Genomic DNA, 18,445 nt, shown 5'->3' with positions numbered 1-18,445 from the left:
GCCATCGTTGGCGCGACTTCTGGTTCCAGTTTATCGCCGTGCAGGGCCGGGCGTTGAATTGTGACCGAATCTCAGCCCAGGGAAGGACCGGGCGGGGAGCTCCGCAGGCGTACGCTCAGACTGTCAAAATGCATAAAAAGACTGTGGGGGACAGGTGCGCAATAAATGGCAATGATTTCTGAATTACCGGAGGCTGCGGACGGGCCGGAACCCGACGACGGCATCACGGCACGGGCTGTGAGCCGCAGCTTCGGAGCGGTGCGCGCCGTCGAACACATGGACTTCCATGCGCCGGCCGGCAAGGTGACCGCCCTGATCGGTCCGAACGGAGCGGGGAAAACAACGCTGCTGCTGATGCTGGCGTCGCTGCTGGCACCGGACGCAGGCAGCATCAGCGTGGGCGGACTCGATCCGCGCCGGGACCGGGCGGAAGTGCGCCGGCGGTTGGGCTGGATGCCGGACACCCTAGGCGTATGGGAATCCCTGACCGCGCGGGAAATTCTCACCCAGATGGCCCGCTTCTACCGGCTCCCGGCCCAAAGCATCGGAACGAGGGTTGCGGAGATGCTCGAACGGGTGCGGCTGGACGATCTTGCGGACCAGCCGGCGCGGGTGCTGTCCCGTGGGCAGCAGCAGCGGCTCAGCCTTGCCCGGGCACTGATCCATGACCCCTCCGTCCTGCTCCTCGATGAGCCCGCATCGGGGCTCGATCCGGGGTCCCGCGTGGAGCTCCGTCTCATGCTGCGGCAACTCGCGGGGGAGGGCAAGGCAGTGGTGGTCTCGTCCCACGTGCTCAGCGAACTGGACGAAATCGCCGATGGCGCGGTGTTTGTGAACAAGGGCCGCACGGTCCGGCGCCAAACCATCGAAGAGGCTGCCGCAGCCGGACGCCGGTACGCAGTCACCGCCTCTGATGTGGCCGCACTTGCTGCCAGGCTCACCGAACTGGGACTGGCATTCCGCCGAGAAGTCGGTCGGCGTCCGTCCGTGAGTCTGATGCTCGCAAGCGACGACGACGCCGAGCGCCTGCTGCGCGACCTGGTGCTGGCCGGCGTCGGGGTAAATTCCTTCGCCCCCGCTTCAGGGGCCCTTGAAGAGACCTACATGAGCCTTGAGGGGGAACGGCAATGAGCCACGCAACCGAAGACCGGCAACATACGGCCGACCAGGGAACTACGGGCGGCTACCTGCCCGGTGTCAGGGATGTGGTGGTCCTGGAGCTCAAGCAGCGGCTGCGCTCCCGGGGCTGGTACATCATGCTGGCCATCTGGTTTGTCCTCACCGGGCTCGTGACCTGGCTGACATGGGCCAGCTGGAACGCCTCGCAGGCCGCACAGCGCGGAATCCCCGGTTATGTCCCGCCGCCAGAATCGGGGCCCGGGTCCATGATCTTCGAGGTGGTCCTGGCCTTTGTCCTGCTGTTTGCGTTGCTCGTTGCTCCGGCGCTGTCCGCCAACGCCGTGAATGGTGACCGCGCAGGAGGCACACTGGCCATCCTCCAGGTGACACTGCTGCAGCCTGGGCAGATCCTGTGGGGCAAGTTTTTCGCAGCATGGGCGGCAGCACTCGCGTTCCTGGTGGCCAGCACCCCGTTCCTGGTGATTGGAGTGGCGCTGGGCGGAATGACTCCCGGCCATGTACTGGTGGCGTTGCTCATGCTGGCTGTGGAGGTGGGGGTTGTGTGTGCCATCGGTGTGGGCATCTCGGCGCTCGCCGGCCGGCCGCTGTTCTCCATCGTGGTCACGTACCTGGCCGTGGCCGGGCTGGCGGTCGGCACGCTGATCGCCTTTGGGCTGGGCGCGGGGCTTACCCAGGGCACGGTCCTGGCGAACCAGGCCCAGTACCGCGCGTACGAGCCGCTAAATAACGGGCCGGTGGAACCGGAGTACACCTGCTCAGGGCCGTTGCAGGAGCAGATGGTTATGCGGAGCGAACGAGTGGCGTGGTTGCTGGCCATGAATCCCTACGTGGTGGTGGCAGACGCCATACCGTACAAAGACCGCTCGCAGGAGCGCAGCTTCTCCTCAGTGGGGGCTATTGAAGGTGTCAGCCAGGGAGCCCGCTCCGCGCTGGCCGGTCCTGAGGGCACGTATCCGTGCGCCAATGGGGAGGTCAAGCCTCGCTATCTGGCACAGTCCACACCCATGTGGCCGCTGGGACTGGGCCTGCAGCTCCTGGTTGCCGCGCTGCTCATGTGGCTTGGCTGGCGTTCGCTCCGTACACCTGCCCACCGGCTGGCCCGGGGCACGCGTATCGCTTAAGCCAATCCTGCCTGAGCCACTCTGGACAGGCCCGGGGCCGGGCGGATCAGGATGGGATGACCCCTGACCGCCCTGGACCGGGCCTGTTCTTTCAGACGTGGGAGCTTGAACTGTGGCCGAGGGAGCATTTCTCGCCGGCGGGCAATTGGCTGGCCGGCGCAGGGCCGGTTCAGTCGGATGAGTGTTGGGGACTGTCCAGCCTGAACATCAGCAGGGGGAAGCCTTTGCCGGCCGTTTCCTGGTCTGCCGGGAGAAAGGGGTCCTGCCGGAATCCAAGGCTTTGGAGGAGCCGGATGGAAGGACTGTTTGGTTCGTAGACTGCCGCGACGGCGGTACTGATTCCGCAGTGCGTGAAGAGCCACTTGACCAGCGCCGCCGCAGCCTCACGGCCGTATCCCTGGTGGTGGTAATCGGCATTCAGGACATAGGCCAACGCTGCCTCGCCGGCAGGATGCCTGCCGGCGGCGAGCACGCCCGTCGCGGCCAGGGCTGTGCTGTTCCACGTACGCGCGTCACCAATTACTTTTCCTGACTCACGCAGGGTAATTGCCCAGCCGTAGTTGAACCATTTGCCGTTGGAGGCCGCGCCCAGGGCCAGCAGCTGCGCCAGTCTTTCGCTGTTTGCCTCGGCGGTGAGGGGGCCGTGCGAGAGGTATTGGGTGACCGAAGGGTCGCTTCGGTACTCATGGATGGCGGCCTCGTCCGAACCATCAATTGCACGCAGCACGAGCCGCTGGGTTACCAGCGGCGTCGGCTCGCCCGGGAGCATGCCGGCCAAATCCTCAGGTCAGGGCGTTGCGGCGGCCCTCGAAAGCACGGCCCAACGTGACCTCGTCTGCGTATTCGAGGTCGCCGCCCACCGGCAGCCCGGAGGCCAGCCTGGTCACGGTAATCCCGATCGTCTTCAGCATGCGGGCCAGGTAGGTGGCCGTAGCTTCTCCCTCCAGGTTTGGATCCGTAGCGATGATCACTTCCTGGATGGCGCCGTCGTTCAGTCGGGTGAGGAGCTCCCGGATCCGCAGCTGCTCCGGGCCGATACCGGCGATCGGATTTATGGCTCCGCCCAGCACGTGGTACCTGCCCCGGAATGAACGGGTGCGTTCCACAGCGAGGACGTCTTTTGATTCCTCCACCACGCAGATCACAGCCCGATCGCGTCGGGGATCACGGCAGATATTGCATTGTTCCTGCTCGGTGACGTTGCCGCAGACGGTGCAGAACTTGACCCGCTCCTTGACGGAAGTGATGGCCTCCACCAGCCGCTTCATGTCCTGGGGGTCCGCTTCAAGGATGTGGAACGCCAGCCGCTGTGCGGATTTTGGGCCCACGCCGGGAAGGCGTCCGAGCTCGTCAATCAGCTCTTGGACAGCACCTTCGTACACGTTTTTCCTCTTTAGCTAGGGGCGGACAGTGGTTGGATCAGTAGCGGGGTGTAACGGGACTTCCGTCGAGGGAACGCTCTTCGATCAGCTTCCCGCCGAGGATACGTTCCACCGCGGCACGGCCGAAAACTCCGGATTCCTCAATGGTCTCATCGTCCGCGCTGGGGATGTCCTGCACGTAGGTTGCCGCCGCGGGAACGGCCCGTGCAGGGGCTTTTGCCCGGCCCGCCTCGGCCTCCGGGCTGTTGGACAGGCGCTGATACAGGCTTTGCCGGCTGCCGACCGCAGCAGGGGAATCGGCGGGAACCGGGGAACGCGCAGGGGCACTGGTCGGAGCAGGGGTAGCCGCGGGGGCAATGGTCGGAGCAGGGGCAGGTGCGGCCGCCGCTGAAGCCATGGCGTATTCACGGGCAGGGACTGGAACGGAACGTGCGGGGACGGTAGCTGAGGGAACCGCGCCGGTAGGGGCAGTGCCTGAGGGAGCGTTGACTGAGGGAACCGCGCCGGAAGGGGCAGCGCCTGAGGGGACGGTAGCTGAGGGAACTGCGCCCGAGGGAACGGGGCTCTGGGTAACCGGTTCCGCGGTTGTCGTCCTCGTACCCGCCTTCGTGGGCGGGGTCGCAGTTGGCGCCAATCCCCACTCGGCGTCCACGGAAGCCACCGCAGTGGAAACGGGGATGGAAGGCGGAATCTGGGCGGTGGCCGGCTCGTACCGCGTGGCTGTGGCTGACGGCGCCGCAGCTGCTTCCATTTCGCGCAACGCGGACGTGGCGTTCTTGTCCACGTTGCTGGCTTCCCCAACAACCCACACACCCGGTGCCTGCTCAATCGCACGGGTCCAGGGATCGGAGGCAACCGTGCCCGGGGCCTGGGCACCAGGAGCTTTGGCAGTTGCGGATTCGGTGCGGGGTTGCGTACCAGCATGTGTGTCCTGCTGGCGTGAACCGGCTGCGGCAGAGATGCCACCCGGGGCGGCGACCGGAGCGGAGTGGCCGCCCTGGGCGGTTGCCGGAGCGGGGCGGTCATTGGAGCGCGAGGAAGGGTCCCAGTCCATGGGAGGCTCTTCTTCCAACGGTGGCACGTCTTCATCCCGGGGCGGGCCCCAGTCGTCGTCCGAGTAGGAGTAGTCTTCCACGCCGCCACTGTAGGAGGCAGCTTGAGCCGAAGGGGCTGCCGAAGGGACCACCAACGGCTCAGTCTGGGAAGAACCGGCGGTGGGTGCGCGCCGGACCTGGGAAGGGCTACTCCCTGGTGCAGACTGACGTTTTTCTCCTGCCTGGAGCCCGGCGGGAATCGAGCCGTTACTCCCGGCCTTGCCTTCGGTTTCTGGCGCTGTTGGAACGCGTACCTGCCCCTGGTCAGCACTTGCCGGAGCGGAGGGCGCCGGTGCATCCGTCGTCGCCGACCCGGGTGCAGGTGCCAGCCCCCAGGCAACATCAGCTGAAGTCGCGGGACCAGTTGCCGGCGCTGGCTGGCTAGCGGGTGCTTTTGGGTTTGGCTCAGAGCTCGCCCGGCCGGCGCTTCCGCCGGCCACCGCATTGATCTGGCAGTCAATGCCCACGGTCTTATGGATCGCCTGCCGAAGGTTCTCCGCATGGTCTGCCCGGCCAAAAGCGCCGGCGAGTCCAGTCGTGGTGAATGAAAGGGTGAGCGCCTGGCCGTCAAACGCAGTGACTTGAGCGTTTGGTTCGACGAGTGCCCAGGTGCTGCGCTTGATCTTGGAAAGCGTCTGCAGGACATCCGGCCATGCCCGACGCAGCACTTCCACGTCGCCCATGGCTGCAGGGGAAGCGGCGGGAACAGATCCGGCCGGGGCCGTTTCGGGCCGGCCAGCTGCAGGGGCGGCGGGGGCAGCCGGAGCTGAAGCCTGCCGGTTGTCGGCTGCCGGCGTCCCGCCGGCAGGGCCTTCTGCGGTGACTGCGGCAGCCCTGTGTGCCACTCCGGGGCGGGAGCCGACGCGGGCAACCCGGGAGTCTGCGGAGGGCTCGACTGGCCAGTCGCTGGTGCTTACCCGGGGAGCGGTCAACGGGGCACGAGGGTCCGGGTCCACCGGGTCCATCGGGTCCATCGGCTTGGCCGTTGCGGCGTGGGCCGGGGAGGAGGCAGGTGCCGGCCCGGGAGCGGCTGGGGCGCCCGCGGGCTCTTCGCTGGCGGGCTGGGCGGTGGCGGATTGAGTGGCCGGGGGCACGGGCCGTGAAGGTCCGGACATCCCCGGTTCCGGGGCCGCCGGGCTGGCTGAGGTCTGGCCCGCCGGTGCCGGATGGTGGGCCGGGGCCGGGGCCGGGGCCGGGGCCGGGGCTGCGGCGGCGGGAGCTCCGACGTCGTTCCCTGCATAGTTGAGCCGCCGCTCCACACGGTCAATTCGGGCAGCCATGCCGCGCTCGTTCTGCTCAGAACTGGGCAGGAGGATCCTGGCGCAAAGCAGTTCCAGATGCAGCCGCGGGGAGGTGGCGCCGGTCATTTCGGTCAATGCGGTGTTGGTGACATCGGCCGCGCGGGACAACTCGGCGGCGCCCAGGTTGTGCGCCTGGTTTTTCAGGCGCGCAATCTGGTCAGCAGGCATGCCACGAAGAATGGTCTGGGCGCTTTCGGGCATCGCCTGGACGATGATGAGGTCGCGGAAGCGCTCCAGGAGGTCCTCGACGAAGCGGCGAGGGTCGTGGCCCGTCTGAATGACCCTGTCCACGGCGCGGAAAACGGTTGCGGCGTCCGAGGCAGCCACCGCCTCCACAACATCGTCCAGCAACGAAGCGTGGGTGTAGCCGAGCAGCGCCACGGCAAGTTCGTAGTCCAGGCCGTTGGGCCCGGCACCTGCCATCAGCTGGTCCAGGACCGACAGGGAATCACGGACAGAGCCGCCGCCGGCACGGATCACCAGCGACAGGACACCGGGCGCAACCGGAACGTTCTCCTGGTTGCAGAGAAGTTCGAGGTAGGCCATGAGCGGCTCCGGCGGCACCAGGCGGAAGGGGTAATGGTGCGTCCGGGAGCGGATGGTGCCGATGACCTTGTCCGGCTCCGTGGTGGCGAAGATGAACTTGATGTGTTCCGGAGGTTCTTCAACGATTTTCAGCAGGGCGTTGAAGCCGGCGGACGTGACCATGTGGGCTTCGTCAATGATGAAGATCTTGTAGCGGTCACGGACGGGGGCATACGTTGCCCGCTCGCGGAGATCCCGTGCGTCGTCCACGCCGCCGTGGCTGGCGGCGTCGATCTCGATGACGTCGAGTGACCCGGAGCCCCCACGGGCAAGTTCAACGCAGCTGGGGCACGTACCGCAGGGGGTGTCTGTGGGGCCCTGGGCGCAGTTCAGGCAGCGTGCCAGAATGCGCGCCGACGTGGTCTTACCGCAACCCCTGGGACCGGAAAAAAGGTAAGCGTGGTTGACCCGGTTTTTCCGCAGAGCGGTCATCAGCGGTTCGGTGACATGTTCCTGCCCGATAACGTCAGCGAAGGAGTCTGGACGGTATCTGCGGTAGAGGGCGGTAGTAACTGTCACAGAGAAAACCCTACCAATCCGGGCAGACAGTCTGCCGCCCTGTGGGGGAATAGTAAAGACCCCCCATGCACCCGCCAGAGCCCATTTACCCTTGCTACCTTCCGGTCCTGGGGGAGTTCAACAGGATGACGCCACATGAGGGGCCGTCAGATACTTTACCCGAACTTCAGGCCCGACTCGAATCGGGGTCCTGGAAGCTCCAGCCCTCAACCTTCCAGCTCATCAGTGCGGGTTCCTCATACGGGTGCACGGCACGCAAGGCAGCGATCACACGCTTGAGCAGCGGCCCTTCAACCACGCACTCGATCCGATCCTCGGGCACTTCCTCCGGAGTCCCCACATCTCCGACGTAAGGAGCGGCACCCGCCTGCGGAGTAAACCGGCCGGTGCCCGAGGTCACAAAGGAACAGTGGGAGTAGTTACCGATCCGGCCCGCTCCGGCGTCCCCGATAGCTTCCAGTACCTGGCGCGTGTGAGTGCCGGGGACGTAAACCACCAGCGCGTGCAGCTCTGTCATGCCTCCCATCGTGCCCCCACCGGCCAGCGGTGAAACGGAAAATTCATTGCTTATCCAACCGCCAGCCGCGATCATGGATATGTACACCGATTGGGGCAATCTCAAGATTGTGAGCTGCGAGGCCTGCCTGAACGGAGCCGGACCCGGCAGCTCAACGGTGTTCCGGTGGAATGGGCGCATTGGGGGCGTCCATTTCTGGTTTAAGCCCGCGCTCGAACCCGCCCGCCCGAGAGGGTGGGAAGCCTTCAAAACCGGCGTCGGAGCCTCAATTGGGCGAAGCGGAAAACATCAGGTACTCTAGTATCTGCTTTTGATTCAGAAGCAGTTGGAGAATTCGCCTAGCGGCCTATGGCGCACGCCTGGAACGCGTGTTGGGTTAACGCCCTCGGGGGTTCAAATCCCCCATTCTCCGCCGGTTAAGAACCCGGCCCCGGCAATGCCGGGGCCGGGTTCTTTCGTTAAGGGCAAAGGGTATTACGCGTCCGCGGCCGGCACGCCCAGGCGGCGAAGTCGTTCCCTGGCGGCCAATTCGCTGGGCCCCCTGGGTCCCAAAGCCAGGCGTACGACGGCGAGAACCGCCTTTGTTGCGAGCCTCACCGGCAGTGCCACCGGACCCAGCCGCGGAACAGCCAGGCCGAGCATCTGGCGGTATCGTGGCTCCAAGCTGTACACCGCACCGGCAAACAGGATCCGGTAGCCCGGTCGGAGCATTCGGTTTAACGGCGGGTTCCGGATGAATTCCACTGTCTCTGCCACCCGGCCGTCAACGCGAAGCTCACCGCTTTCGTACCAGCGGTCCAGCTGCCTGTGCATGTCTGCCTCGGTAAGCGGTGGATCTTCCACCCCCATCAGGCGGCCCGCCTGGGCCCACTCGCGGACATAGGCGTCGGGTCCTCCCGGAATGGCGCCGCCCCAGATCTTATGGGCAGTGAGGAACGCGTCCGTGAATGCCAAATGGATCCAGCTTGCCAACTCCGGATCGTTGGCGCTGTAGTCGCGTTGCGCCCCAAGGTTGTCGCTGTAACTGCCCTGGACCGCTTCATGCAGCCGGCGCACCCTGCGCGAGGCGATTTCGGCAGCCTCAGTGGACCCGTATGTCACAGTGAAAATCCAGCGGATGGTGTTAGCCAACCTGATCAATGGATCCTCGCGGAAGTTTGAATGTTCGTGGACGCCGGCAAGTGCCCCGGGATGGAGGGCCTGCATCAACAGTGTGCGGATTCCGGCCACGATGGGCGACATGGAACCGTGGACAGCCCATACTGCCGAGCCGGGAAGGTGGTAACCGGGGTCATTGCCTTCAGCCAGCTTCGGCACCCAGTCGGGCACCTCGTCGGCTCTGCCCGTAAAGGTTTTTTTGACTTCGTCCTGCCATTTTCGAAGAAAACTCCGCATATATGATTGTCGCCCAAAGGGAGCCTGGCGGGGCAGGTGGTCCGTACCGCAAGGTTTTCTCAAGTAGTTACCTGCACGATAGGACGAGGTTCACAGGCTACCGGCGCTTGGTCCCGCGCCGGGTCATTAAGTTATGGAGACACACATTGGGGAATCGTCGAACTTCGGGTAAGCGAACGGATGTGCGCCGTCCACATGTTTCTGTTCTGCGCGCTCTGACTGCCACTGGTGCTGTTGCCTTATCCATCTGGTCCCTGAACCTTGCAGGCAGCGCAGGGGAGCGGGAGGCCTTAAGAGCCGCGGCTGCTGGATTTGGTCCGGAGACAACCACGTCAAGCAGCAGAGGCTCGGACGCGCTGGCTTCGGACAGTGTTGGCGCAGGGATGTTGCAGGCAACGGCCTTTACGAATCCAGGGCCACTTGTCACCTTTCCCCATGCGGCAATAGGCGGTTACCGCGGGGAGAACTCTCCGCCGCTGACGGTGGGAACGACAGGCTTCGGCAGGCCGCCGGCGGGCTTCCTGATGGCGCCGCTGACTCTGCTCAATGCCAGCTCGCCCTTCGGTTTCCGGGTGAGCCCGTTGTCCGGGGCCGCCGGCGACTTCCATCTGGGGCAGGACTACGCAGCCCCTTGTGGAACAGGCGTTTATGCGGCGGACTCAGGACTGGTGCGTGCTGCAGGCTGGCACCCTTGGGGCGGCGGCAACAGGGTGGAAATCGACCACGGCAACGGGCTGATCACAACGTACAACCACCTTGAGGCCATCTCTGTCCGTACGGGAGAAGAGATCAGCGCCGGCCAAATCCTCGGCCGGGTGGGGAGTACCGGTTGGTCGACGGGATGCCACCTGCACTTTGAGACCATCCTCGATGGCCGCCATACGAGTCCGATGAAGTGGACTCTCATGCCCGCCCGGCCCGTGGCTGGCAGCGGATCCGGTGACATGCGGAGTTACCTGCCCGGGTTTGGCTCTCCCTCCCAGGGGACAATCAGTTGGGCGTTGCCGTTGAGCCACGATCACGACGACCCTCATGAAAGTGAAGTCCGGGCAGGAACGCTTGTAAAGCCGGCCTCCCCACTTTTGCTGTGGCCTGCCGCGGCGATTGGTGCAGGTACTCAACCGACGCCGCCCAGTGCGTCTTCCCCGGCGGGAACGCCGAGTGCGTCGTCCCCGACGGCGCTACCGACCCAGCCGCCGACGTCGTCACCGACGCCCACGCCGACACCCACGCCCTCGCCGACCCCGACGCCCACGCCGTCACCAACGCCTACGCCTACGCCTACGCCGTCACCGACGCCGCCGCCGGTTGAAGTCACGCCGGTCCCGACACCCACGCCGCCGCCGGTTGAAGTCACACCGGTCCCGACACCGACACTTCTTGAAGTCATTGCGGGGCCGAGCGAACCTATGCAACCACCGTCCCCTGCCTCGGTTGAACCATCCCCGACACTGACGCCGATCCCCATCGACCCTACGGACCCGGCCGAACCTGCTGTGGTGCCTACGCCGTCGTCTGTAAATGCCACATCCCCAGCGCCCGAAATCTGTCCTGCAGAGCCGACTCCGGAAACACTAAACCTGCCCCTTGATGTATCAGCAACGGATTCGGGCAGTGGACAACTTCCTGACGGCACAACGTGTGAAAACCTTGTACGCGATCCGGCAGACCCTGCATGACGGCCCCAAAAATGCCTGAAAACCAACTCGTTTGACACATAGCAACGGCGAAAGTGGCGATGGCGAACGTCGTAGCCCGGGCACCGGAACACCTCACTCGGGAGGAAGGGACTTTTCGCCCCGAGCCCAGGTTCGGGGCTGATCACAAGCACGAAGCGGGCTGTCCACGTGCAGGCTTGGGTAGGCTACGGGCGGAAACAATTCGGCGGGCATCCACAAAAAAACCGCATTGTCCCGTTACGGGGTTCACAGGGGCCTAGCATGTATGTTCACATGGGAGTTACCGTCAAGACAGGGGCGGTCGCCACGTCCTGGAGTCAGTCTTATGGGCACTCACGCGGTTTCCGGCAAGGACGCCAAAAACCCCGGAGGGTTATGCCTGCCCGCTGCCCGTGCTGTGGCGGCCACCGGGGTCCTCGCCATTTCTGTCTGCGCTTTGAACCTTTCCGCGAGCACCCCCGAATCTAGGACTGCTACTGCCTCTGTCGTCCGCCCCGTCCCAGGAATGGGTGCCGTGGGGATTCCCCCGGGATCGAGTACTGGTTCCAGTACCGGTTTCAGCACCGGAACCAGTACTGGAACTGGAACAGGAACAGTGGTGCACGGCAGTACGGACGTGGGCGTGCCGCCGTCGGATGGCCTCGTAGCCAGCCCCGTGACTGCAAACATTCTGACCGCTCCAGACGTGGAAATTACCTTCCCGCGCCCCCTGGTAAGCAGCTCCAGCGAGAGCACACCGTCCCCGCTGGCGGTCGAGCTGACCGGGCTTGGCAGACCGCCGGCGGGTTACCTCATGGCGCCCCTCAAACTGCTGTATCCCTCATCACCCTTCGGATTCCGCGTAAGCCCACTGTCCGGGGCAGGCGGGGATTTCCATCTCGGCCAGGACTACGCTGCTCCGTGCGGCACGCAGGTTTACGCCGCTGATTCAGGAGTGGTACGCGCTGCCGGGTGGCATCCTTGGGGCGGCGGTAACCGGGTAGAGATAGATCACGGCAACGGACTCATCAGCACCTACAACCACCTTGAATCCATCGCCGTCCGCAGCGGAGACTCCATCAACGTTGGCCAGGCTATTGCGCGGGTAGGCTCGACCGGGTGGTCGACGGGATGCCACCTGCACTTCGAGACGATCCTCAACGGGCACCACGTCAGTCCCTTGAAGTGGGGCCTGATACCGGTTCGATCCGTCGGCGCCGGACCGGCTGACCTGCGGACGTACCTGCCGGGCTTTGGTGCTCCGTCACCTGGGCCGGTAACTTGGACCATCCCGGTGGGGCAGGGCAACGAACCTCCTCCGGCTCCTCGTTGGGTAAGTTCGCCGACGACGGTTGCCGGATCACCTTCTTGGACAGCATCCCCGCTGTCGCAGCTTAGGCCCGCAGACTCTGGAACACTATCGCCGAACGAGCCGGCTGCTTCGGGGACGCCGTCGCCGACGCCGAGTGAGCCTTCTGGTCCGGGTTCGCCGTCGCCGACGCCGAGTGAGCCTTCTGGTCCGGGAACGGCGTCGCCGACGCCGAGTGAGCCGGCTGATGCGGGAACACCGACGCCGACGCCGAGTGAGCCGGCTGATGCGGGAACACCGACGCCGACGCCGAGTGAGCCGGCTGATGCGGGAACACCGTCGCCGACGCCGAGTGAGCCGGCTGATCCGGGTTCGCCGTCGCCGACTCCGAGCGAGCCCGCGCCTGCCCCGATCCAACCCGCGCCGACGCCGAGTGAGCCCGCGCCTGCCCCGATCCAACCCGCGCCGACGCCGAGTGAGCCTTCTGGTCCGGGTTCGCCGTCGCCGACTCCGAGCGAGCCCGCGCCTGCCCCGATCCAACCCGCGCCGACTCCGAGCGAGCCCGCGCCTGCCCCGATCCAACCCGCGCCGACTCCGAGCGAGCCCGCGCCAACTACACCGCCACCGCCACCACCTCCACCGGCCGCACCCGCTCCGCCACCGGCCGTACCGGTACCTCCACCTCCGCCACCGCCTGCGCCGATCACGCAGCCCCCGATCGAACCTTCACCGGCACCAAGCCAGGCGCCGGCGCCGGCACCTCCGCCTCCTCCACCGCCGGCACCTGCACCTCCGCCACCGCCTGCGCCGGCACCGATCCAGCCTGCGCCGACCGAACCTGCGCCGATTCAGCCTGCGCCGACCGAACCTGCACCGCCAACGAGTCCGTCCGCGTCACCGGAACCGTGAAAGCCCAACGGGAGTTGCACCCAGGAAGTCCCAGCCCGGACCAGTACAGTGGTCCACTGGCAACGAATTCCACGCATGGACAACTTTCCGAGGACGCAGCCTGTGACCCCCTTGTACGCGATTCCACTGACCCTCAACGACGGTACCGCCACTGATTTCGGCAGATTCAAAGGCAAAGTGGTTATGGTGGTGAACGTTGCCTCCAACTGCGGGTTTACGCCCCAGTACGCGGGCCTGGAAGCACTCTATGAAAAGTTCCGGGACCGCGGCTTTGAGATCCTCGGCGTCCCATGCAACCAATTCGCCGGGCAGGAGCCCGGCAGTGACAGCGAAATTGCCGAGTTTTGCCAGCGGAACTTCGGAGTGACGTTTCCGCTAACGGTCAAGGCGGACGTCCGCGGCAGGGACCGGCACCCGCTTTACACGGAGCTCACCAAGTTTAAGACCGGACTGCTGCCCGGATTGGTGAAGTGGAACTTTGAGAAGTTCCTCGTCAGCCGGGAGGGCGAAGTGGTGAACCGCTTTGCGCCCACAGTGGAGCCCGATTCGGCGGTGGTTATTGACGCCGTCGAGGAAGCCCTCGGTTAAAAAATGCCGCTTTGGCCGAATGTGGCAGCGCAAAAGCGCAGTTCTTCTACCTTTTTCCACATCAGCTACGGCGATTTACCCAAAGTTAGCCAAATGTCTGATTGGATAAACCTTACTGAAGGGTACAAGGGAAACGCCGTTTCCCACCGACCACAGAGGCAGCAATGGAGCACATCGAGGCCGAACACCCCCGGCCACGCCACTTCCTACTCCACCTGAGCGATCCCCACTTGATGGGAGGGCCGGATCCCCTTTACGGCGTCGTTGACAGCGAAGCGCGGCTTATCCAACTCTTTGAAGAGGTGAAGGCGTCGGGGGCGCGGCCGGAGGCTGTGATTTTCACCGGCGACCTTGCAGACAAGGGCGATCCGGAAGCCTACGTGAAACTCCGGGCCATCGTGGAGCCGGCGTGCCAGGAGCTGGATGCAGAAGTCATCTGGGCGATGGGAAACCACGACAACCGGGCGAACTTCCGGAAGGGCCTGCTGGACCAGCCCGGCAGTGACGCTCCCGTGGACCACAGCTATTTCATCAACGGGCTGCGGGTCATCACCCTGGACACGTCCGTGCCGGGCTTCCACCACGGCGAACTTAGCGACTCCCAGTTGGACTGGCTGGCGCTCGAGCTGGAGACACCCGCTCCGGACGGCACCATCCTTGCGCTTCACCACCCGCCCGTCCCATCCGTCCTCGACCTCTCGGTCCTGGTTGAGCTGCGGGACCAGGCATCCCTCGCCGCGGTGGTCCGCAACTCGGACGTCCGGACCATCCTGGCAGGCCACCTGCACTATTCCACTACGGCGAGCTTTGCGGGGGTTCCAGTCTCCGTCGCCTCCGCCAGCTGTTACACCCAGGACCTTAACGTTCCTGTTGGCGGCACCCGGGGACAGGACAACGGACAGTCATTCAACCTCGTCCATGTGTACGAGCACACGATTGTGCATTCGGTGGTTCCCTTGGGCAGGTCCACGACGGTGGGGGAGTACGTTCCGCCCGAAGAGACAGCCCGCCGGCTGGAGGCCGCCGGAGTCCGTATCCCTGAAACCACCAAACAGCGGAGCAGTGCCAGGGCGGGTCTGCCCACAAGCCGTTAGGGCGCGCCCCAAGGCGCTGCAGGGTCCGTGCCGCCGGCACGGACCCTGGCTCGGCGTCCTACTTTTCCCAGGGCGCCTTGATGGGGAAGTACTTCTCCAGGAAGTCGGTCACCAGTTCGGCGCGCTCGTCGGCCTCCACCTCAGGGAAGCTGCCGTCATTCAAGCAGAAAAAGTCCATGTTGCGCTTGGACAGCAGCTTGGGCAGGTAGTTGAGCCCGGCCCGCATGGTGGTGTCCACGTACCGGACCTTCGCCGCTGTCTGGGTTACTGCGCGGCCCGTGAGCAGGGCGTAGTAGTGGTAGAAGGAGTTGGTGACGGAAATGTTGTCCGCCGCCCGGAACCGGCTCGCCGCCGTCTTCCGGAACTCCTCCGGGAACTCGCGTTCCATCCTGGCCACAACGCTGCGGCGCAGCGGGGCGGCACTGTGTTCCAGGTGCCGGGTGGTGATCCGCCCGAACCGGTTCCACAGCAGTTTGCGGTTGACACGGGCCGCGTTCTCAAAGCCGCTGCGCTCTGCAGCGTTCTCGCCCAATCCAATCCGGGTTTCCGCCTCGATGAACTTGGTGATGCCGCCCGGCGTGAAAAACAGGTCGGGACTGACCGGCCGGCCGAAGAACATGTCGTCGTTGGAGTACAGGAAGTGCTCCGAGAGACCCTCGATGTTGTGGAGCTGGCACTCCACCGCCTGGGAGTTGTGAGTGGGAAGCACCGAGGGGTCCGAGAAGAACTCCTCACTGCGCACGATGGTCACCGACGGGTGTTCCGCCAGCCATTCAGGTGCCGCTGAATCCGTGGCAATGAAGATGCGGCGGATCCAGGGAGCGAACATGTAAACGGACCTGAGTGCGTACTTGAGTTCGTTGACCTGCCGGAAGCGGGCCTCGTGGTCGTCGCCTTCGCCGAGGACCACATCTTTCTGCTGTTCCCGGCGCGCTGCAATGTACTCAGGGGAGCTGCCGTCCACCCAGGAGAACACCAGATCGATGTCGAAGCTGATATCGCTGGCGTGGTCGGCGAACATGTTCTCGATGGTCGGCCACGTGTGGCCGTAACGCTCCACGGTGCCGCGGACGGCGTCCTGCCGGAGCAGGGTCCTGCGCGTGAGGGAGTTCTCGATCGGCAGTGTGATCTCATCAGCCTTGAAGGACCAAAGTTCGATCTGTACACCTGCGGAAGCACCGAACTCGAAGCCGCCGGCCGGCTCCACCCGCGGGCGGTACAGGCGGAAGATGCGAGCCTGCCGATTGGAGGAGAGCTCCCCGTCCGCCACCAGCAGTGAGATCTTTTTCTTGGCATCCACGGTCATGGAATAGAAAGGCTCGTCCCGGCAGGCTTCCACCAGGGCGGCCCGCAGTTTCTTCCTGTCTTTCCAGTCCAAGGCAATGACGGGCCGGTCATTGTTGCCCCTGACCAGCAGGTACGCCAGGTCAGCGTTGGCCAGCACATTGCGTACGAACAGCAGGTCCTCCACCATTGCCTGGTAGGGAGTCCTGTTGTGGTTGATCAGCGCGATGCGGCCCTTATGCGTGATGACATCAGGGCGGGGGTTAAGCCGCTGCTCTGCTTCGGCTGAAGTGATCTCCGCGTGAAATTGTTCCTCTACGGATGCCTGGCCGCCGTAGTAGACCTCGTCTTGAACCGGTGCTTCTGTAATGGTCGTCTCCGTGCTCGTCAAAGTAAGCGTTTCTACCTGCATGATAGCCGCGCGGTGGAAACAGCAGGTTTCAGGCGGGGCTGCCCGGGTGCGGAACCCGGTTACGCGCCCAGTTCTTCCAGCCAGCTGCGCAGGAAAGCGCCGCCGGCGTCGTCGTGGATGACGGTGGCCTCGAGTCCCAGGTCCGAGGCGGTGAGGACAGGGTAGGGCTTGTCCGGAACGCCATCGGCAGGCCGGACATCCACATGCTTTACCGCGTGGTCGTTGTGGTGAAGCCAGTCAGCCATGGCGTAATCCGTGCGGGAATCTCCCACTGTACGCCAGGCCTGCGGCGTGATGCCTTGGGCGGCGAGCAGTTCCACCGCCCGGCTGGCGCCGAGATCCTTGCCAAGCCGCACCGACTCAATGTCTGTGGAAATGATGGTGGGATCCACCCGGTAGTCCACTTCGTCGTCGGAATTGGGGGCATGGTGGTCCAGCCTGACCACCCCCAGCCCGTGGCGGCCCATCAGGTCCATGGCGTCAGCGTCGAAAAGTTTCTGTTCGGCCAGGTAGTCGGTATCGGCCACGCCGATGTGCTGTTCCACGGACACCATGGCCCGCTTGGTCTCATCGAAGAACATGTGCGCCGCGTAGTCCTCCGCCACCAGCCGCCTGACGTCGTCACCATAGGCTGCGGGCACCGCCAGGTCCCGGTCCACGTGGATGGGACCGGGACCTGCTGACGTATAGCTGAACCACACCGCGCCTTTTTCGCAGATGGCGTGGATGACGGTACCGGCCGGAATGCCCGCAGCGATCATCGGCTCCATGACCTGCTCACGGATGAAGGCATCGGAGCGGCCGGTGTTGAAAATGACGGGAATGCCGGCAGAGGCCAGGGCAACGAGATCCCGGATGATGTCCTGTTTCACATCGCGCGTAACGGGGCTTGCAATTGGCCCGTCCACATCCAGCAGCAGCGCGAGGGAAGGCGTGGCCGGGTGGTGTACGCCTGAGGTGGAGGCGGCAGGGAACTCGGATGCTGTCATGCCTCCATTCTGTCAGCAGCACCGTTATGTCAGCACCGTGAACTCCCGGTGCCGCCCCGCATGGACCACCGCGTGTAACACTTGGTCACTGTTTGGCTACAACCTGCCCGACGGCGTGCTGGCTACTTTCGCTGGGACCATCCGGTGCCTAGGGTGGCATGGTGATATTCAAAGCTGTGGGCGAGGGACGCCCTTACCCTGACCATGGTTACAACACCCCCAAGGAATGGGCTGCGCTGCCCCCGCGTCCGGTCAGGCTGGACGAGCTGGTGACCACCAAGCGCACCCTGGACCTGGAGGCGCTCCTGGCCGAGGATTCCACTTTCTTCGGAGACCTTTTTCCGCATGTGGTGCAGTACCAGGGAACCCTTTACCTGGAGGATGGTCTGCACCGCGCCGTCCGGACCGCCCTGCACCAGCGCACGGCGATCCATGCCCGTGTACTGGTCATAGATGGCTAGGAAGAAGCAGCAGGACGTCAGCGTCCTCCACGGCCACCATGTTGTTACCGGCCCTGAGTTGCGGGCCGCATTCGAAGCGGACAGCGGCGCCGACGACACGGCGCGGGTGCGCCGCCGCGTGCTGCATGCGGTGGTGCTTGTGGTCCTCATCGGACTGATCGTGGCCGCAATTATCATCGCGCTGGCCATCATCAACGGGCGCCTGAAGATTCCTGCCGCCGAGCCTGCGCAGGAGACAGTCTCCACCTGCCCTGCGGCGACCTTCGACTACACCCCCAACGACAAGATCAACCTCAACGTCTACAACTCCACGAGCAGGCCGGGCCTGGCGCGGTCAGTGGCGGACGAGTTCCTGGCACGGAAGTTCGTTGTAGGGGCGGTGTCCAATGTCGAGGCCAGCTACCGTGGCGTCGCCGCCGTGGTGTCCGGGGCTGCCGGCCAGTCAGCGGCGTTCAGCGTCCAGCGCAACCTGCCGGGCTCGGATTACTTCCAGGACGGCAGGACAGATGGCAGCGTGGACGTGATCCTTGCCCAGGACTACGCTGCGCTGGCCCCGCCGGAGCTCGTCGACCAGACGCCAGGCACCCTTAGCTGCCCCCGCGAAAGCCGCCGGATCGCGGACGACGACAAGACGCCCGTCATCCCCTCGGCGGCACCCGCGCCCTGAGCCGAAACCGCAGATGCGCT

Annotated in this window: 15 protein-coding genes, 1 tRNA gene, 1 other RNA gene and 1 pseudogene; 9 read left to right on the top strand and 9 right to left on the bottom strand. The window is 64.9% G+C overall.

Translation table 11 applies throughout. The annotated features are described in order from the left end of the window. Nucleotides 1-171 precede the first annotated feature (171 nt). Both G6R19_RS15530 and G6R19_RS15525 read left to right on the top strand, forming a co-directional pair. Nucleotides 172-1,131 (top strand): ABC transporter ATP-binding protein, encoded by a 960-nt coding sequence (locus G6R19_RS15530; RefSeq protein ID WP_163166642.1) that lies wholly within the window; start codon nucleotides 172-174, stop codon nucleotides 1,129-1,131. After that, a complete protein-coding gene (locus G6R19_RS15525) occupies nucleotides 1,128-2,261 on the top strand; it encodes a hypothetical protein (protein ID WP_163166550.1) in 1,134 nt (377 codons plus the stop codon). Before G6R19_RS15530 ends, G6R19_RS15525 begins: the two co-directional genes overlap by 4 nt. Nucleotides 2,262-2,430: 169 nt before the next feature. Here the strand turns inward: G6R19_RS15525 and G6R19_RS15520 are convergent, their stop codons facing one another. The 5 genes from G6R19_RS15520 to G6R19_RS15500 all read right to left on the bottom strand — a co-directional run bounded on the left by G6R19_RS15520 (nucleotide 2,431) and on the right by G6R19_RS15500 (nucleotide 7,659). Further along, nucleotides 2,431-3,030, bottom strand: coding sequence for a GNAT family N-acetyltransferase (locus G6R19_RS15520; protein ID WP_163166548.1), 600 nt, complete (start codon nucleotides 3,028-3,030; stop codon nucleotides 2,431-2,433). Nucleotides 3,031-3,043: 13 nt separating this feature from the next. After that, nucleotides 3,044-3,643, bottom strand: a complete 600-nt coding sequence (gene recR / locus G6R19_RS15515; RefSeq protein ID WP_163166546.1) for a recombination mediator RecR — start codon at nucleotides 3,641-3,643, stop codon at nucleotides 3,044-3,046. 37 nt (nucleotides 3,644-3,680) lie between these two features. Further along, a complete protein-coding gene (locus G6R19_RS15510) occupies nucleotides 3,681-7,142 on the bottom strand; it encodes a DNA polymerase III subunit gamma and tau (protein ID WP_163166544.1) in 3,462 nt (1,153 codons plus the stop codon). 51 nt (nucleotides 7,143-7,193) lie between these two features. Beyond that, an RNA gene (gene ffs, locus G6R19_RS15505) (signal recognition particle sRNA small type) lies at nucleotides 7,194-7,290 on the bottom strand. 18 nt (nucleotides 7,291-7,308) lie between these two features. Then, complete coding sequence (locus tag G6R19_RS15500) at nucleotides 7,309-7,659, bottom strand: hypothetical protein (RefSeq protein ID WP_163166542.1); 351 nt, start codon at nucleotides 7,657-7,659, stop codon at nucleotides 7,309-7,311. Between the two features lie 327 nt (nucleotides 7,660-7,986). Between G6R19_RS15500 and G6R19_RS15495 the strand changes: the two genes are divergently transcribed. Further along, nucleotides 7,987-8,071 (top strand) — tRNA-Ser (locus G6R19_RS15495). 62 nt (nucleotides 8,072-8,133) lie between these two features. Here the strand turns inward: G6R19_RS15495 and G6R19_RS15490 are convergent. After that, complete coding sequence (locus G6R19_RS15490; RefSeq protein ID WP_163166540.1) at nucleotides 8,134-9,054, bottom strand: oxygenase MpaB family protein; 921 nt, start codon at nucleotides 9,052-9,054, stop codon at nucleotides 8,134-8,136. A gap of 2 nt (nucleotides 9,055-9,056) precedes the next feature. On the opposite strand from G6R19_RS15490, the pseudogene G6R19_RS20600 reads away from it, so the two are divergent. Then, nucleotides 9,057-9,932: pseudogene (locus tag G6R19_RS20600) on the top strand (M23 family metallopeptidase); the annotation flags it as partial. Between the two features lie 239 nt (nucleotides 9,933-10,171). Here G6R19_RS20600 and G6R19_RS20475 read toward each other — a convergent pair. Next, nucleotides 10,172-10,411 carry a hypothetical protein gene (locus tag G6R19_RS20475; protein WP_240341912.1) on the bottom strand — a complete coding sequence of 80 codons (240 nt, stop codon included), beginning with the start codon at nucleotides 10,409-10,411 and terminating at the stop codon, nucleotides 10,172-10,174. Nucleotides 10,412-10,998: 587 nt separating this feature from the next. Here G6R19_RS20475 and G6R19_RS15480 point away from each other — a divergent pair. The 3 genes from G6R19_RS15480 to G6R19_RS15470 all read left to right on the top strand — a co-directional run bounded on the left by G6R19_RS15480 (nucleotide 10,999) and on the right by G6R19_RS15470 (nucleotide 14,612). Continuing rightward, nucleotides 10,999-12,930: a peptidoglycan DD-metalloendopeptidase family protein gene (locus tag G6R19_RS15480; protein ID WP_346010086.1), complete on the top strand. Its 1,932-nt coding sequence runs from the start codon at nucleotides 10,999-11,001 to the stop codon at nucleotides 12,928-12,930. 102 nt (nucleotides 12,931-13,032) lie between these two features. Continuing rightward, entirely contained in the window at nucleotides 13,033-13,518 is a 486-nt protein-coding gene (locus tag G6R19_RS15475; protein ID WP_163166536.1) for a glutathione peroxidase, read from the top strand. A gap of 164 nt (nucleotides 13,519-13,682) precedes the next feature. Further along, the gene (locus G6R19_RS15470) at nucleotides 13,683-14,612 is read left to right on the top strand and encodes a phosphodiesterase (protein ID WP_163166534.1); all 930 of its coding nucleotides are present in this window, start codon (nucleotides 13,683-13,685) and stop codon (nucleotides 14,610-14,612) included. 58 nt (nucleotides 14,613-14,670) lie between these two features. On the opposite strand, the gene G6R19_RS15465 is transcribed toward G6R19_RS15470, so the two are convergent. Both G6R19_RS15465 and G6R19_RS15460 read right to left on the bottom strand, forming a co-directional pair. Continuing rightward, nucleotides 14,671-16,308 (bottom strand): stealth family protein, encoded by a 1,638-nt coding sequence (locus G6R19_RS15465; RefSeq protein ID WP_163166532.1) that lies wholly within the window; start codon nucleotides 16,306-16,308, stop codon nucleotides 14,671-14,673. Between the two features lie 59 nt (nucleotides 16,309-16,367). Further along, nucleotides 16,368-17,297, bottom strand: a complete 930-nt coding sequence (locus G6R19_RS15460) for a hypothetical protein (RefSeq protein ID WP_163166530.1) — start codon at nucleotides 17,295-17,297, stop codon at nucleotides 16,368-16,370. 161 nt (nucleotides 17,298-17,458) lie between these two features. Here G6R19_RS15460 and G6R19_RS15455 point away from each other — a divergent pair, with 161 nt between their 5' ends. Further along, nucleotides 17,459-17,758 (top strand): type II toxin-antitoxin system VapB family antitoxin, encoded by a 300-nt coding sequence (locus G6R19_RS15455; protein WP_170850843.1) that lies wholly within the window; start codon nucleotides 17,459-17,461, stop codon nucleotides 17,756-17,758. Further along, nucleotides 17,751-18,425 (top strand): LytR C-terminal domain-containing protein, encoded by a 675-nt coding sequence (locus tag G6R19_RS15450; RefSeq protein ID WP_163166527.1) that lies wholly within the window; start codon nucleotides 17,751-17,753, stop codon nucleotides 18,423-18,425. The genes G6R19_RS15455 and G6R19_RS15450 overlap by 8 nt, the downstream gene beginning before the upstream one ends. Nucleotides 18,426-18,445 lie beyond the last annotated feature (20 nt).

Origin of the sequence: Arthrobacter sp. Alg241-R88, assembly GCF_900537115.1 — a bacterium.
In the GTDB taxonomy this organism is placed as follows: domain Bacteria; phylum Actinomycetota; class Actinomycetes; order Actinomycetales; family Micrococcaceae; genus Arthrobacter.
This window is presented reverse-complemented; position numbering and strand designations above follow the sequence as displayed.

Bases quoted from the DNA above. Each gene is read 5' to 3' on its own strand.
- G6R19_RS15500 (WP_163166542.1), bottom strand. From the start codon at position 7,659: ATGACAGAGCTGCACGCGCTGGTGGTTTACGTCCCCGGCACTCACACG.
- G6R19_RS15460 (WP_163166530.1), bottom strand. From the start codon at position 17,297: ATGACAGCATCCGAGTTCCCTGCCGCCTCCACCTCAGGCGTACACCAC.
- G6R19_RS15490 (WP_163166540.1), bottom strand. From the start codon at position 9,054: ATGCGGAGTTTTCTTCGAAAATGGCAGGACGAAGTCAAAAAAACCTTT.
- G6R19_RS15525 (WP_163166550.1), top strand. From the start codon at position 1,128: ATGAGCCACGCAACCGAAGACCGGCAACATACGGCCGACCAGGGAACT.
- G6R19_RS15480 (WP_346010086.1), top strand. From the start codon at position 10,999: ATGTTCACATGGGAGTTACCGTCAAGACAGGGGCGGTCGCCACGTCCT.
- G6R19_RS15465 (WP_163166532.1), bottom strand. From the start codon at position 16,308: ATGCAGGTAGAAACGCTTACTTTGACGAGCACGGAGACGACCATTACA.
- G6R19_RS15470 (WP_163166534.1), top strand. From the start codon at position 13,683: ATGGAGCACATCGAGGCCGAACACCCCCGGCCACGCCACTTCCTACTC.
- G6R19_RS15530 (WP_163166642.1), top strand. From the start codon at position 172: ATGATTTCTGAATTACCGGAGGCTGCGGACGGGCCGGAACCCGACGAC.
- G6R19_RS15520 (WP_163166548.1), bottom strand. From the start codon at position 3,030: ATGCTCCCGGGCGAGCCGACGCCGCTGGTAACCCAGCGGCTCGTGCTG.
- G6R19_RS15450 (WP_163166527.1), top strand. From the start codon at position 17,751: ATGGCTAGGAAGAAGCAGCAGGACGTCAGCGTCCTCCACGGCCACCAT.